This window comes from Halomonas sp. 113, from assembly GCF_904067645.1.
Taxonomy (GTDB): Bacteria; Pseudomonadota; Gammaproteobacteria; order Pseudomonadales; family Halomonadaceae; genus Vreelandella; species Vreelandella titanicae.
In genome coordinates, this window is sequence record NZ_LR881453.1 from 866,773 (window position 1) to 882,140 (window position 15,368).

At 54.0% G+C, this 15,368-nt stretch carries 14 protein-coding genes; 6 read left to right on the forward strand and 8 right to left on the reverse strand.

From position 1 onward, the window contains the following. Positions 1 to 86: 86 nt before the first annotated feature. Positions 87 to 782 carry a FadR/GntR family transcriptional regulator gene (locus YERSI8AC_RS04255; protein WP_159176169.1) on the reverse strand — a complete coding sequence of 232 codons (696 nt, stop codon included), beginning with the start codon at positions 780 to 782 and terminating at the stop codon, positions 87 to 89. Between the two features lie 146 nt (positions 783 to 928). Between YERSI8AC_RS04255 and YERSI8AC_RS04260 the strand changes: the two genes are divergently transcribed. From YERSI8AC_RS04260 to YERSI8AC_RS04275, 4 genes are read left to right on the forward strand one after another with little or no spacing between them, the layout of a single operon-like run. Beyond that, a complete protein-coding gene (locus YERSI8AC_RS04260; protein WP_159176170.1) occupies positions 929 to 1,894 on the forward strand; it encodes a sialic acid TRAP transporter substrate-binding protein SiaP in 966 nt (321 codons plus the stop codon). Next, complete coding sequence (locus YERSI8AC_RS04265; RefSeq protein WP_159176171.1) at positions 1,894 to 2,472, forward strand: TRAP transporter small permease; 579 nt, start codon at positions 1,894 to 1,896, stop codon at positions 2,470 to 2,472. The genes YERSI8AC_RS04260 and YERSI8AC_RS04265 overlap by 1 nt, the downstream gene beginning before the upstream one ends. Continuing rightward, complete coding sequence (locus YERSI8AC_RS04270; protein ID WP_159176172.1) at positions 2,469 to 3,740, forward strand: TRAP transporter large permease; 1,272 nt, start codon at positions 2,469 to 2,471, stop codon at positions 3,738 to 3,740. Before YERSI8AC_RS04265 ends, YERSI8AC_RS04270 begins: the two co-directional genes overlap by 4 nt. A 17-nt stretch (positions 3,741 to 3,757) precedes the next feature. Continuing rightward, complete coding sequence (locus YERSI8AC_RS04275; protein ID WP_159176173.1) at positions 3,758 to 4,933, forward strand: mandelate racemase/muconate lactonizing enzyme family protein; 1,176 nt, start codon at positions 3,758 to 3,760, stop codon at positions 4,931 to 4,933. Between the two features lie 46 nt (positions 4,934 to 4,979). Here the strand turns inward: YERSI8AC_RS04275 and YERSI8AC_RS04280 are convergent, their stop codons facing one another. Further along, on the reverse strand, positions 4,980 to 6,161 hold the full coding sequence (locus tag YERSI8AC_RS04280; RefSeq protein WP_159177895.1) for an AAA family ATPase: 1,182 nt from the start codon (positions 6,159 to 6,161) through the stop codon (positions 4,980 to 4,982). A gap of 458 nt (positions 6,162 to 6,619) precedes the next feature. Here YERSI8AC_RS04280 and YERSI8AC_RS04285 point away from each other — a divergent pair, with 458 nt between their 5' ends. Then, complete coding sequence (locus YERSI8AC_RS04285; protein WP_201304180.1) at positions 6,620 to 6,790, forward strand: hypothetical protein; 171 nt, start codon at positions 6,620 to 6,622, stop codon at positions 6,788 to 6,790. A gap of 514 nt (positions 6,791 to 7,304) precedes the next feature. On the opposite strand, the gene YERSI8AC_RS04290 is transcribed toward YERSI8AC_RS04285, so the two are convergent. The 4 genes from YERSI8AC_RS04290 to YERSI8AC_RS04305 all read right to left on the reverse strand — a co-directional run bounded on the left by YERSI8AC_RS04290 (position 7,305) and on the right by YERSI8AC_RS04305 (position 13,173). Then, on the reverse strand, positions 7,305 to 10,460 hold the full coding sequence (locus YERSI8AC_RS04290; protein ID WP_159176174.1) for an efflux RND transporter permease subunit: 3,156 nt from the start codon (positions 10,458 to 10,460) through the stop codon (positions 7,305 to 7,307). Between the two features lie 3 nt (positions 10,461 to 10,463). After that, positions 10,464 to 11,561 (reverse strand): efflux RND transporter periplasmic adaptor subunit, encoded by a 1,098-nt coding sequence (locus YERSI8AC_RS04295; protein WP_236557237.1) that lies wholly within the window; start codon positions 11,559 to 11,561, stop codon positions 10,464 to 10,466. Positions 11,562 to 11,652: 91 nt separating this feature from the next. Beyond that, positions 11,653 to 12,189: a class I SAM-dependent methyltransferase gene (locus YERSI8AC_RS04300; RefSeq protein ID WP_201304181.1), complete on the reverse strand. Its 537-nt coding sequence runs from the start codon at positions 12,187 to 12,189 to the stop codon at positions 11,653 to 11,655. A 654-nt stretch (positions 12,190 to 12,843) separates the two neighbouring features. Beyond that, a complete protein-coding gene (locus tag YERSI8AC_RS04305; RefSeq protein WP_159176176.1) occupies positions 12,844 to 13,173 on the reverse strand; it encodes a hypothetical protein in 330 nt (109 codons plus the stop codon). Between the two features lie 191 nt (positions 13,174 to 13,364). Here YERSI8AC_RS04305 and YERSI8AC_RS04310 point away from each other — a divergent pair. Next, a partial coding sequence (locus YERSI8AC_RS04310; protein WP_422822534.1) for a transposase occupies positions 13,365 to 13,517 on the forward strand: 153 nt, incomplete at its 3' end. A gap of 114 nt (positions 13,518 to 13,631) precedes the next feature. Here the strand turns inward: YERSI8AC_RS04310 and YERSI8AC_RS04315 are convergent. After that, a complete protein-coding gene (locus YERSI8AC_RS04315) occupies positions 13,632 to 14,783 on the reverse strand; it encodes an alpha/beta hydrolase (RefSeq protein WP_159176177.1) in 1,152 nt (383 codons plus the stop codon). Positions 14,784 to 14,913: 130 nt separating this feature from the next. Next, complete coding sequence (locus YERSI8AC_RS04320; protein ID WP_039858846.1) at positions 14,914 to 15,339, reverse strand: Rid family hydrolase; 426 nt, start codon at positions 15,337 to 15,339, stop codon at positions 14,914 to 14,916. Positions 15,340 to 15,368: the final 29 nt, after the last annotated feature.

Sequence of the window (15,368 nt, forward strand, 5' to 3'; positions counted from 1 at the left end):
TTGACGATAAGCAACTTGCCCAAAGCGAAGATAGCGGGTAGAGAGTTGCTCTCTTCGTCAGGAATGGTAGAGCCAGTTGCGCTTGCTCACGGCTGTCCATGCAGAATGCGTGAGAGTGAGGACTCTATATGGCGTTGCATTGCCGCTCGTGCCTTTGCCTCATCAGCTTGGCGAATCGCTTCTATGATGTCGTTGTGTTCTTCTGTGACCTGCTTGGATTGCAATATTCGCGGAAGATCGGACGTTTTTTGCCCCAGTTTGACGGAGAAGATAACCCCCGTTTGCAGAGCTAGCACCGAGCTAAGTAAAAATTTATTGCCGGACGTTTTAGCTATCTGTACATGAAAGTCGAAATCTTCCTGGGTACCTTGGCCACCGTTTTGATTGATTTTTTTTAAGATACGGCTCTTTTCCTCAATGCGCTCAATATCACTATCGTTACGCTTTGAGGCAGCCAGAGCCGCTGATTCCGTTTCAATTAGCAACCGGAAGTCAAACAGCGCAATAAGGTCGCTGAAGTTATTAACAAAGTTTGGCGCATCAAGCGCTGTTGTGGGTCGGGCGACAACAAAAAGGCCTGACCCTTGTCGAGATGCGACAAGACCTTCGGTTTTAAGTTGCGCAATCACTTGTCGCGTGGCGCTACGGCTAAGTTCATAGCGGCTTGCCAGTTCGGCCTCTGTTGGCAGGCGCGATCCACGCAGATATTGACCGCGAAGAATCCAGTTGCGCATATCTTCATATAAGTCTTTAGTCTTTTCGACTTTTGTCTTTGTTGTCACGTTAGAAAACTCCTTGCTTTGGCTGTTTTTATTTAAAAACATATATTTACATGTGTTATTAAAAGTTGATTATAAACAAATTGATAAATTTGTTTAGCCAGAGTGTACTGAGGTTGGTGATTCAAGCCATAAATAAGGAGACAACAATGCGTGCACGTCATCAACTTACAACACTGCTTTTAGCACTATCTATAACGCCTTTCACTCAAGCGAATGATTTCGTTTTTGGCCATGTATACGAAGCGAGTCACAGTCACCACAAATGGGCCGAGTGGGCGGCTGATGAAATTGAAAAACGTAGTGAAGGCCGCCATCACATTGAAGTGTTCCCTTCCTCCCAGCTAGGTAATGAAGTCGAGCTCAATGAAGGCCTCGGCTTAGGCACGCTGGACATCATCTATACCGGTAATGCTTTCGCTGGAAACGCTTATCCACCGATTGCACTAGGCAGTGCTCCTTTCGTTTTCCGAGACTTTGATCACTGGATCGCCTATTCAAAAAGCGATCTCTTCAAAGAGCTTTCGCAGGGCTACGAAGAGAGCACGGGACATGTGCCACTTGGTTTGATCTATTTTGGCCAGCGCCATGTGACTGCCAACAAGCCGGTGCTTACTCCCGAAGACATGCAGGGCATGAAAATTCGCGTGCCGGATGCGCCGCTGCTGCTGATGTTCCCAAGAGCCGTTGGCGCCAATCCTACACCGATTGCCTTCTCGGAGGTCTATTTGGCGCTTCAGCAGGGCGTAGTGGATGGCCAGGAAAATCCGCTGCCGATCATTCGCGCGATGAAGTTTGAAGAAGTGCAGTCGGACATCTCGCTGACCGGCCATATCTATGACAGCCAGCCGATCATTATGAGTGGCAATGCCTGGGCGCAGCTTTCTGCTGAGGATCAGGCGCTTTTCCGGGACGTCTTTCAGGAGGCTGCTGAACAGGGGAGCCTGGATATCCAACAGCAGGAGCAGGATCTTGTGCCCTGGTTCCAGGAGCAAGGAACTCAGGTACACGAGGTAGATCGTGAAGCGTTTGCCGAAGCGGTAAGGCCGAGCCTGACGGGTGAAGACGTAGGTTGGACGGCTGATCAATACCAGCGCTTGGAGGCGATTGAGTGATGCAAGGGGATAAAGACACTCGTCAAGGTGAGGTGACGGCGATGTCGGTAGAGCCCGGCCGCGAAAGTGCGGCCGGAGGTGAATCTGGGCTATCGCACAATACTACGACAGCGACACCACCGCTGAAATGGGTCTGCGAAGACCATGTAGCGCTTGGGGTCATGATCCTGCTGGGAAGCGTGGTCTTTGCGCAGTTCCTGTCGCGCTACGTGTTCAACCACTCGATCGGCTGGACTGAAGAGGGTGCCCGCATGTTGCTGGTGCTGCTGGTGTTTATCGGCGCGGCTGGCGCTGCCTCGCGAGGCGCTCATATTAACGTCGAGATTCTTGAGCTAATCGTGCCTGCAAAGGCAAAACGCTGGCTGCGTGGATTCAATAATCTGATTAGCGCCCTGTTCTTCGTTTATGTGGCCTGGCTTGCCTGGCAAGTTGGCCAACGGGTATGGAATTCCAGCATGAGCACGCTGCCGATCTCGAAAGGTTGGCTTTACACCGTGATTGCCGTGGCCTGTGCGGCAATGGCATTGCGTATGGCCCGCCAGGGCATCGCCTACTGGCGTGGCAAGGAGGAGAAATGATCATTCTGCTGTTTGTAGCGCTGGCGTGCCTGCTATTGATCGGTGCCCCCGTCGCGGTCGCGCTGGCCGGGTCGTCGCTGGTCTATCTGCTCGCCTCCGGCAAGATTCCGGACATTATTCTGATTCAGCGCATGGTGGGAGGGGTGGATAGCTTCCCGCTACTGGCGGTGCCGTTCTTTATTCTGGCTGGTAACCTGATGAATGTTTGCGGTGTGACCGAGCGTATCTTTCGCTTCGCTGATTCAATAGTCGGCTGGACCCGCGGCGGCCTGGGCCACGTTAATGTAGGCGCTTCGGTAATCTTTGCCGGCATGTCGGGCGCGGCCATTGCTGACGCTGGCGGCCTGGGTGCCGTTGAAATAAAGGCGATGCGTGACAAGGGCTATGACGTTGATTTTGCTGTGGGGATCACCGGGGCATCCTCAACCGTGGGCCCCATTATTCCGCCCTCGCTCCCGCTGGTGGTTTACGGTGTGGTGGCATCGGCCTCTATTGGCCAGCTGTTTATTGCAGGCATTGTGCCTGGACTGCTGATCGCGGCAATGTTGATGGTGATGGTCGCGGTTATTTCGCACCGACGCGGTTATCCGGTGGGTGAGCGCTTTTCGGTGGCGCGCCTGCTCTCTTCATTCATGCATGCGGCACTTTCGCTCATGATCCCGGTGATCATCGTGGGGGGCATCGTTCTGGGAATATTCACCCCGACCGAGAGCGCTATTGCAGCCGTGGCTTACGTACTGGTGCTGGCAACGTTGGTATACCGCAGCGCTGGATGGCGCCAGATCATTACGGTGTTCCGCGAAACCGTAGAAATGACCTCGGTTGTTCTGCTAATCGTTGCCGCCTCGTCAATTTTTGCCTGGATTCTTACCCGCGAAGGTGTGCCTGCGGCGTTCGCCGAAGCCGTTATGGCAGTGGCCGATAACCCGATTGTCATTCTTCTGTTGATCAACCTGATTCTATTGATCGTTGGCTGCTTCATGGAAACCGTGGCGGCGATCACCATCCTGACGCCCGTGCTGCTGCCGCTGGCCGTACAGGCCGGGGTCGATCCGGTTCAGTTCGGCATCATCATGGTGCTCAACCTGATGATCGGGCTTTTGACACCGCCGGTGGGGCTGGTGCTGTTTATTCTGGCGCGGATTGCCGATATCTCTTTCCCCCGTGCGGTCAAGGCCACGCTCCCCTTTATCGCGGCACTGTTAGTGTCGCTTTTGCTGATCACCTTTATTCCCGCTTTGACGCTATGGCTGCCTAGCCTGATCTAGTTTGGAGACTCAGTTGCATGAATCATCTGCATAGTAATCCTTCTGTGGCCCGTGATGCGATTATAGAAGCCATCGATATGGTGCCCATCGGCAGCTATTTACCGGCGGACGGCGGCTATGGAAGCGCGCGGGAAATCGGTCACGCACGCATGGCCACTCTTGTGTTTGTACGTTTTTCGGCAGGTATTGTCGGTATTGGCGAGTGCTATGGCCCGCCCAAGACCACGCTGGCCTATTTGGACATTCTGCGCGAAGCCTATGTGGGGCAAAGCGCCTTCGACCACCGGGTGATCTGGCGGCGAATGACCAATGTGCTCTACCACGTGCGCGCCCAGAGCCAGCTCGCCGCGGCAGTAAGCGGGCTGGATATTGCGCTGCATGACGGGCTTGGTAAGCTGCTGGGGCTGCCGGTTTACCGGCTGCTGGGCGGGGAAGAGCAGGCCACCGTGCAGGTCTACGCCTCCGGGGGCTATTTTCATGAACCGGCGGCACTACCTCTGGAAGCGCAGCTTGAGCGCGTGGCGGGGCAGTTTGATGGCTATAAGATCAAAATTGGTCACGGCATCAAAAGCGACCTTGAGCGGATGAAGAGCGCGCGGCGGATCCTGGGCGATGACGTGGCCATCATGGCCGATATCAACGGAGCCTACACGGCGGACATTGCACTGGAGTCCATGGCCGCTTTGGCGCCGCTGCGCCCTTACTGGATCGAGGAGCCGGTGGCACCTGAAGATCTTCCTGGTTTCCGCCGCCTTGCCTTGCGCCGAGAGGGGCGTATTGCCGCGGGCGAGGCTTCGGTCAACGCTGTCGAGTTTCGTGAGCTGGCCGCCACCGGTGGTGTCGATGTGCTAATGCCGGACCTCAACCTGTGTGGCGGCTATGTAGAAGCGCTGCGCATTGCCGATATGGCCCAGTTAAACGGCTTGAGAATCTCGCCTCACGTATGGGGAAGCGCAGTGGGTATTATGACCGCCGCCCACTTCGCCGCCGCGCTGCCGCCGCATCCGCATCCCGACCGTAACCATACGCCTAGCTGGGTCGAGTTTGACGTATCGGCCAATAACCCCCTGCGTGAAGCACTTTTAACGTCGCCGTTAAGCCTTAACCATGGGCGTCTTGCACTGCCCAGCGCTCCAGGGCTGGGTATCGAAATCGATGACGAGCGGCTTCAGGCGCTTAAGGTTGATATTTAGGTAAGCAAATGCGCTTAGGCGTCGATACGCCTGAGCGGTGTACTGTTTAATCCGCCCACTGCCAGGGCGGTTCATCTAGCCACCCCTGGCCTAGGATAACGGTCTCACCAAACTCTTTATCCAGCGCGATAGAGTTACAGGCCTGATCTTGCTCCAGTGTTGCCACTAAGCGTGGCGCGTGGGAGACCACCCACACCTGGGTTTCCCTCGATGCACGGATAATCAGGCGGCCCAAGGCGGGAAGCAAATCCGGATGTAGACTGGTTTCTGGCTCATTCAACACTAGCAAGGAAGGCGGCCTGGGTGTGAGCAGCGCCGCCACCAGCAACAGATAGCGAAGCGTGCCGTCTGATAGTTCGGACTGGTTTAAGGGGCGCAACAGCCCCTTTTGTAGAAACTGCAGTAGAAAGCGATTCCCAGCGTCGGCTTCAAAATTAATAGTGGCGCCGAGAAAGGCATCTTCAATCGTCTCGTACAACGCCTCGCGGTCGCCGATCTCGTGGATAGTTCGCAATGCGGCCACTAGGCTGAGGCCATCGTGATCCAGCACCGTGGTGCGGGTACCGATTTGCGGTGTGCGGATGAGGGAATTTGGATCGGTTCGGAACTGATCGTAGAAGCGCCAATGACGAATGGCTTGCCGAACAGCATGGACTTCAGGCACGGCGACGGGGTCACTGATTTCGTTCAAAATGCTTTCGTAGCTATTAAGGTGGGCATCGTAAACCTGCCATTTACGACCTGCACGCACTTTGACCACAGACCCAACGCGGTCAATCAAGCAGCTACTGGGTCGGCAGACATCGCCTGCCCAAATGCATTCCCGCTTGATCTCGGGGTCGAACTGGAACATGGACGGATCTTGGTAGCCCGCAAAGCCCTGAGAGGCGGGCATCCCCAATGAAATGGCGTAGCCGAAATCTTCACCCACAAAACCCAGCCTAAGCCGAGGACTGTTTCTCTTGGCAGTGCCCTCGATGGGATTGGAGCCGTCTCTCATGCCTCTGGTGAGTTTTTCTGGACCTGCCCAGAAGGTGTAATCAAGCCCACCTTCTTGAGCAATCGAGGAGATAAGATTGCCTTTGGTGGTCTCCGCCAGTAACCGCAGCGCCTTGTATAAATTGGATTTGCCGCACCCGTTGGGCCCAGTCACTACATTGAGACTCGACAGGGGAGAGACAACGTTTTTCAGGCTGCGGTAGTTGGATACGGCAAAGGTGCTGATCATAGCGTTGGGGACTGGCTGCTCTTGGCATCGTGAAAATACCAGTTTAGCCCCAAGTGCCCCCTCACTAGAAGACATCGATAGCTGGAGATTTTAAGTGCCAATTGAGGGGTGGAATGCTCATGTCCGCGATTTCGGTGACGGTTTTGGTCGGCAGTTGCCTTTATTCTGTACGAGCTGTCTGACGAGAGTATCATGCGGGCATCACTTCTTCTCAATATTAAAAGATTCTCGGAAATATACCGAAAAACTGGATCAGGCAAGAACGAAAGAGTATTTGGCATTCTGATTCGTTAATTTTGAATCTATCATTCATGTGCTGATGAATCGACTGGAAAACCAAGCCTTCTTCTCTAAAAGAGCTAATTAACTCACATGTATGAAGTTAGAGAGAAAGCGATCCATGAGGTTCTTTTTCAGCTCAGTAGGTTGAGCAACTAGTTAAACGTAAGGAGTAAATCATGAAACTTTTAAATGCGGCCTTAATCATTGCGTTAATGCTTTCTTCAGGCGTAGCACTTGCTGAAAGAGGCTCGGATGAAGATAACAGGATTGTTTATTCTGGATCGACATCTACAGACAGCGGTAATCAGGATATTCCGGCCTCCCAGGTGCTTTCTGACAACCCTTGAACAGAGCTAAGTAGGTCAGTTGTAGGTAGTGTGTTTTGATGTGAATTAAAGTCATTGAAACTGCTCGGTGGCATGTGGATTTTAAATTAATCACATGTCACAGGGTTGGTCGAGTGATGGCTAGTTATTTAAGGATAAGGAGTAAATTATGAAGATTTTAAATGCAACCTAAATGGTTATATTAGTACTTTTGTCAGGTGAAAGAATCCGCTGAGAGAGGTTCCGATGAAGATACAGAGATTTCTTATCTCGAGGCAATGTCTTCGCAGCAAGCGAAAGGAGTTTTTTATTATCTGAAACGCTGGTTATAAAGCTTTAAGCGAACTATTGATTTTGATGTAGACAATAATGCCGGGCGGGCCTAGTTATTTTAGGCCCGCCCGTTTATTTTCAGGCTTCCATTTGATTCAGTAAGGTTGAGATTTTACGCTACCTCCTAGGGCTGCAGTCTCAATAGCCAAGCACAACATTTACCCCATTAGGTGAAGTGTTGCTTTGTCCAGCCCCGCGCCTTTCATGGTGTTGAGCGTTGAGCCCTGCGTGATAATACCCACCCGGCAATATTTTGGTGCCCGCTTATGGCGGCTACCATCAAACTGGGCAGGAAAGTCAGCGTGACGATGGTGGAGAACGCGATGCCAAACATCACGATGGCGCCCAGGCCACGGTAGAGTTCTGTGCCCGCCCCGGGAATCAGTACCAGCGGGGCGATTCCGAAGATGGTGGTCAGGCTGGACATAAGAATCGCCCGCAGACGTATCCTGACCGCATCGTTGACGGCCGCGACGATGGATTCAGCGCCTTCCTCCAGTCGCTTGTAAGCTTCCTGGACGATCAGGATCGGGTTGTTGACGACGGAGCCGAGCAATACCAGGAAGCCGAGTAACGTGATCATATCGAAAGGCTGGTGGATGCCAAACGGAGCACCGAGGCCGTTGAGTACCGCCAGGCCAAGAATCCCGCCCGCGAGCCCCAAGGGAATAGTGGCCATGACGAATAATGGCCGCCCCCAGTGGCGGAAAATCGCCACTAGCATCAGATAGCACAACAGCACCGCGATCATGAAATTACCCGAGACCGCTTCGCGGGTGGCCTGCAACTGGTCGCTGGCACCGGTGATATCTATCGAGACGCCGTGCGGGATCTCACCGTCACTGCGCATGGCCCCGATCAACTCGTTTTCCACGCGTTCTACGCCCGTTTCCAGCGCCACCGAGCGTGGCGGTACGATATTCAGTGTCACCGTGCGGCGCCCGTCCAGCCGCCGAATGCTGTCCGTATCGACGGACTCGTTCAAATTGGCCAATGCAGAAAGTGGCAGCACGTCGCCAGACGGTGTGGCAATGGGCAGGTCACCCAGGCGCTCTGCCCGCTGATCGCTACCCGCGCTGCTGAACAGGTAGATGTCGACCCGACGGTCATCCAGGATCATCTGGTCGGCAAAAGCACCATCGCTTAGCGCCGCCACGGAATAGCCAAAGCGCTCAGCGTCGAGCCCGACTTCCACCAGACGCTCCCACCGAGGCCGGATCTCCAGCAATAACTGATCCAGGCTGAGTGAGCTGGGTTCGGAACCAATCTGAGCGTCGTCGAACAGTGCTCCTGCACGGGCATAGGCAAGGCTCGCAACCTGATAGATCTCGCCAAGATCAGAGCCGGAAATGTCCATGTTGATACTGCGCGTGCCGCCATCGTTGGTGGAGATGATGGAGCCCCGTGAGGCGAATGCGCGCATGCCCGGCCAGGCCGTAAAGCGTGCCTCGAGGGCGCCCATTAACGCTTCCAGATCGGTTGGATCTTTCGGGTCGGTAATGACACGAATGCCCTGGGCATCGACGAACATGGCGAAGAAGCGCAGTGCGGGCATATTCGTTTCGCCACGGTGGAAGCGTGCCGGTTCGTCATCAAGACGCTGCTGCAGCTCCGGGATTAGCTCCTGCGCGATGGATTCCATCTCCGTCAGGTTGTAGCCCGGCGGTGCGATCATGTTAGAGAAGATGCGCGCCTCTTCGCCTTCCGGCAAGTACTCCGCCGGAGGGGTTAGCCACACCACGACCCATGCCGACAAGCCAAGCGTGCCGAGTAGAATCATCACGCGCCGTATCGGATGGCGATAGGCGCGGGTGATCCAGCGGCCGATGCGGTCAAAGGCGCCGTCCTCGACGGTAACTCCTGGCTGGATTGCCGGTAGCAGTCGTGCCGCCATCGCCGGTAGCACGGTCACCGCAACGGCCATCGACGCAAGAATAGAAGAGGAAATCGCAATCGCGATATCCGAATAGAGCTGTCCGGCTTCCTCCTGAATGAACAGCGTGGGGGCAAATACCAGGACTGACGTAAGCGTGCTCGCCATGACCGCCGTCCAGACCCGGCGCACACCCGCCACTGCGGCATCGAAGGGTTTCAGGCCGCGTCGTCGTGCTTGATCGATGCTTTCGAGGACGACGATGGTGTTGTCGAGCGTCATGCCGATGGCAAACGCTACGCCGGCCAATGAGATAACGTTCAGCGTCCGGCCTGCGAGTAACAGGCCGATAAAGGCGGTGATCGTACAGACCGGTATGGCAATCACCCCGACAAAGGTGCTGCTCGCCGAACGCAGGAAGGCAAACATTATCAGTGTTGCCAGCAGTGTCCCGAGTAAAAGGTTATTCCAGACGTTGGCGACCGAGTCTTCAACGTAGCGCGCATCTTCGTTGATCAGCGTCATTTCAAGACCCAGCGGCGCCAGAATCTCGTCGCTGATCGCCTCGACTTCCGGCAGTACGGCATACTTGGTCTGGACGACATTCGATCCCGTTTCGCGGCGCACCGCCAGGATCAGTGAAGGTAGGCCGTTATAGAATGCCTGGGTACGCATTTCATGGTGACTGAGCCGGATATTGGCCAGTTCGGAGAGCCGCATCAAGGCGCCCTGGCGCTCGGCAATGATCAACTCGCCCATATCGGCGGGCTCGTGGAAGCGGCCGATCGTGCGTGCCATCACACTGCGCTTTCCACTGTCCAGGTCGCCCGCTGAACTGTCGACGTTACGGGTCTGTAGTGCATTGCGAACATCGGTCATGTCGAGCCCGCGTTCGGCCAAACGGTACGGATCGATTTCTACGCGCACCTGCCGTGCTTCCGCGCCCCATATTTCCACGAGCGAAACACCATTGACACGCTCCAGGCGGGGGCGCACCTCATCCTCCAGAAAGTTACGCATCATCGCCAGATCGAGATTTTCTCCACTTTCCGCACGTGGCCCGATGCGGAAATACATGAAGGGTTCGTCCGAGGAAGAGACTGTCGTCAGGGCGGGGGCATCGACATTTTCAGGATAGCTGGATACTTGGCTAAGCGCGTTGTTGGTGCGTATCAGCGCTTCATTAATGTCGACGCCGAAGGGAAACTCCAGCTCGATACTGGCTTGGCCGATGCTGGCGGTGGAAACCATTCGTTGGAGATTGGGCAAGGTGCGGAGGTATTGTTCCTGCTCGATAAGAATCTCTTGCTCCACGTCACGGGGAGACGCCCCAGGCCAGCTTGTCTCCACGCTGATGGTGCGTACTTCCAGGTCGGGGATCATCTGAACCGGTACCCGCAGTGCAGCAGTGATCCCCAGTAAGCAAAGGATCAGAACCGCGACGGCAATCAGGGTGCTGTGGTGAATAACGCGTCCGAAATCCATGTGTTAACGCTCCACCACTTCCACGGGCTGACCGTCGGTCAGGGCCTCGTTGCCTCGGGTGACGACCTGATCGCCCTGGCGCAGGGTGTCACCCGCGACGGCGACCTGACCGCCCTGTTCATACAGAACTTGCACCTGGCGCCGGCGGGCGATGCGTTCATTGTTTGTGTTATCGACGATGTAGACGCTGTGGCTACCATCCGGTTGGCGCAGCAACGCATCGCGACTAATGGCCAATGTATCGGTTGCTTGCGGGGGTAAAGAAATTTCTGCCCGGGCGGAGGTGCCAGGAAGTAATCGACCCTGTGGATCGTTTACCAGTAGGCGAAGTAGAAAGGTTCTCGCCTCGGGGTCGGTGACGGGAACCCGTGCAATGATCTGCGCTGGCAATGGGGTGTCATCCAGCGTATCGGCATATACTTGCGCTTGTGCCTGCTCATCTAGCTGCCCAAATCGCTCTTGGGGCACTTGCACATCCAGACGTATACGATCAATCGTGACTAACGATAACACCGGCGTTCCCCGTTGCACCCATTCGCCAACTTCGGTGAGTTTTTCGGCGACGACGCCTGGGAAGGGGGCTGGCAAACTGTGCCGTTCAACCAGTTCTTCCTGCTCTCGTGTGGCTGCTTGAGCGGAGGCTGCCGATGCCCGTGCTAGATTTAGCGCGGCAACACGCGATGCGACCTCTGTTGCGGGGATGGCCTGACGTTCAGCAAGCCGCTGTGCCTCATTTACCAAGCGTTCAGCCTCTCGCACCGAGGCGTTTGCCTCTTCCTCCTGAGCGCGAGCACGCATGAGCGCCTGTTGTGCAAGGGCCGGGTCGAGTTCGAGCAGTAACTGTCCGGTCTTAACATGATCACCCGCTTCAACATGCACGTGTGCCACGAGCCCGTCCGCGCGAGGGGAGAGGCGTGTCTGGCGCTCAGCGGTTAGGGTACCCGTAAGTGACAACTGCTCGCCTAACGTCGCCAGTTCCGCTGGTACCGCTGAGACAGGTACGGCAGCACGCTCATTGTCACTTATATTATCGTCAGCAGGGGTGCCACAGGCGGTCAGAAGAAAACAGGCGAATCCAGAAAGCCAGAATTTGATGGTCATAGTCATCCTCTCCGGCCATCCTCTGCTAGGAGAAAAGCCATCAGTGGGTTTCGATTACTGTGAATGGAGTAGTGCAGATGACACTCCGTCATCACACGCCGATGCGCTCACCGCTAGCGGCAGGACGAGGCTTACGTCGGACGATGCGGTAGACGGTGGCGGGAGGGACATTTACGAGTATGCGACCAATACGCGTTGCCTTAAGCCCAAGGCGGTCGAGCAGCGCTCGGGGTATAGGGCAGCTCGGGCCATAAGTGAACTGATAAAAAGATCCTTCGGGCCGCATTTTGGCAAAAGCGCCGTCCAGAATGGCGATCATCTTACGTGGAGACATTGACAGCATGGGCAACCCACTGACGACAGCACCAGCATGCGCCCCGTCGAAAAACTTAACTTCGTGTAGCCTTGAAGCATCAATACAAAACGTGTGAGCATGCCCGAAGCGATGCTGTAGCTTGGTAACGAATGCCGCGTCATTCTCGATTAATGCTATGTTTTTCTGGTCGATACCACGCTCAATGAGTGCGTGTGTAAAGACACCCGTCCCCGGCCCAAGCTCGATGATCAGACCCGTATCCGTAGATATTTCCGAGGTGATAAGGTTGGCCAGCGCTCGACCGGAAGGCATGAGCGCACCAATACTCAGTGGGTTAAAGAGCCAAGCCTTGAAGAATAAGAGTGTGTCGGACAGGTTTCTAAGTTCCATAGCTTTTCTAAACTCTTCAAAAGAATCGAAGGTGGCAGCATCTGCGAAGACTATCGATTGTTACCAAGACCCTGCCTACTATTAATACTTCGCTGATTTCTATATGTGATTATCTCTGCTTACCGAGACGGGCTATCAAAACTTTTCGCTGGGAATGAAAAAGTAAGCCATGGTTGTGCCCACAATGTGTCAAGAATTGGTTATTTTGTAGCAAGGTGCATCAAGATAGATAAAGCGCAATAAATGTTGCTGAAGCCACGCAGCTACTTATCCACCTCCACCGGAGGAGAGTTCTATTGCGAATGGTCGAGGCCAAACTCAACGAATGCTAAGCAGTGGTTTCAGGCGAATGCTGATTGGCGATCGGGGGGGAGTTTTTGAAGCGGCACATTGAAAGAAAAGAGACTGTCTTTGACTTACCGAGTGAGTGTCCACCGGCTTGCGAGTGACACGGTGCTGTTACCTGTCTCTTCCCGCAAGTATATTCGAGGGGCTGCTTTTCTCAGATTCTGCGGCCAAGTCGTTATTAATGATTAATTCGTCATTTGATATTCAGCACAGCAATTAAGAAGTGGATTAGGCCAACAAAAATATAACTAAAAGAGTCCCTACGCCTGCCACTCCTATTGTATTGGTGCACTCTAGTATCTCATCCTCAATATCACTCAGTAGCCAAGCTGTAGTGCTTTTTGATTTTACTTTGGAAAAGATTAAGGCTGTAGTGCTAGCTTCAACGCTAAAGACGGCAATGATGTTTTCAATTGATCCTGCATCAAGAAGTGTCATGGGTAAAGCTAAAAAAGCAGTTAAAGTTATTGTAATACGTAAAGCAAAGCACTGTGAATGGCTTAATGTTCCAGGGGATTCCGGGAACCAAGCATTTGAGAATGACGTTTTCTCTTCCATGCATAGCGTTACAAGAAAACACTTGGATAGTGAAAATATAGATATAACCATCTTATTGCACCTATTCTCCATGAGTCCCGAAAAGCTCAGTCGGGGAGGGACGTCGATTAGTCTCCTGTTGAGCCTGTAGAAAAACCCCGCTGACGGCTAAGTTTTGGTAGGATCGAGAAAACAGACGAGGAGTGGTCAGCATGCCGCGCTTCAAGGCTTATAACTACGATCAGAACGCCATGGTGGTGATCAACTACCAGGATCAGCTCCAGCCAGGCACCTTTGAACACGCTGTGCACTACCTGATCGAGCACAAACTCGACTTGTCTGTTTTCCATGCCAAGTACCGCAATNTAGCTGGGCGCTCAAGTGGCTGAATGCCGATATTAATATTATCCCGCCAGAGGACTGGCTGGGTAAATGAATTAGGACGACTGGCGGTGGAGAGGGCTCGAAACCGGGTTTTTCTACAGCCTCGTTACCTCGCGAATACCATCGAGGAGGTCGTAAAAATAGGGATTCCAGGTCAGGCGAGCGTGGTATTTTTTCGCGTCGCTCTGTCCCCATGCGCCGAACCAGAGGGCGTTGGTGTCATCGGGTGGCGCGAGACCGTCCTGGCCGTTTTCCAGCATAAGATAGCTACCCGCTTGGCCGTAATAAGTATTCTCGGGCGCAAACAGCACATTCATGTGGGAGAAGGTGCTAATGCGCTGATCGGGTAGGTGACTGATAAAAGCGGTGACGCGGGAATCGTCAAGGTGTTGTGGTGGATCGCCGTACCAGATGAAGCGCGATTGTTGGTTGGGAAAGCGGTTTTGAAAGGCAATGAGCGTCGCGTTGGGGTCAAGGACACTATCATGTTGACTCATCGTCATCAGGACAGGTTTATTAAAGTGTGAGGTTTTGAGATTTTTTTGCACGGTACTGACCGAGTGATAATAGAGCGAGGCCCCTCGCGCAGGAAATGATTGGTAAGTGACGATATTGTCTTCATCATCGATATCGAGCCAGTCCCATAAATAGGAAATGGTCGGGGCGAGAAATAGATAGTGGGTATCGGGGTAAAATCCAGGAGAAAACAGCAGCAGGCCATCGACATTGTCGTCTGTGAACGCATGAGAGGTGACTAGATTACCTCCGGTTGAGAAACCGCCAAGCCAAAGTTCATCGACCTCGGCTGCAAGCAGTTTGGCGTGATGGGCAATTATTTTTTCCCAATCATCATTATCAGGCAGCATAAGATCGGCAGGGCGTGTGCCGTGGCCAGGCAGAAGAATGGAGCGAACCAGCCAGCCGTCATTCGCCATGGCTGTGGCGATATCGATGAAATACCACGGGCTTGCGCCCAGTCCATGAACTAACAGGATACCGCGTTTCGCCGGTTTATCAGGGCGGAGTTCGAACGGCGTATTGAGCTCTATTTCAAGGTCGCGATCTTCGCTGATGAAAGCGCGGTTATCCGCAATCCATGCACGTGTATCGTGCACATATTGGTCGAAACTCTCCTGATCATAGCGAGGCAGATTTTCTGAGGGTTGAAAACCAGGGAAATCTGGCGGCACGGCGCAGGAAGTCAGCAGAAAGAGTGTGAAAAGTAGAACGCTAAGGCGGCTAATCATGGAACCCTCTCTGTCGGTGCTTGCCTCTAACAGAGAGCCACAAATGTGCTCCCCCTTATTTAGAATGATCGGGCAACCGGGCGGTGCGGTGTTTAACGAGCAGCGTTATTATTTCGACTATTGCGGTCATTTAGCTGTTTAAAGCAAACCCCGGCAGCACTGCCTCGGCCTCGATAGCGATTAACCATTCTGGTTCGGCAAGGCCGTACACAATCAACCAAGTAGCAGCCGGCGGGGCGGTGGGGAAACGATGCTTCAGCGCCTCCATTACCACTTGCTGGTCGTAGCGAGCGGATTCGGCTAAGTAGATTCTCAACATCACCACCCGCAAGAGATCGCCGCCGAGGCTTGATAGCAATCGTTCGATATTGTTCAGCGCTGCTTCGGTCTGCTCGGGAAGTTCAGGGCCCGCTAAATGGCCTTCGGCATCGACCCCTACCTGGCTGGACATCAGCACCCGGGAGCCTCCCTGAACTAATACGGCTTGGCTGTGACCTTCGATCAAGGTATCGGGCAGGTTGGGCGGATTTAGGGGCTTGCGTCTTAAAATTTGCATGACCACCTCGTTGATAAGTGATGTAGGGC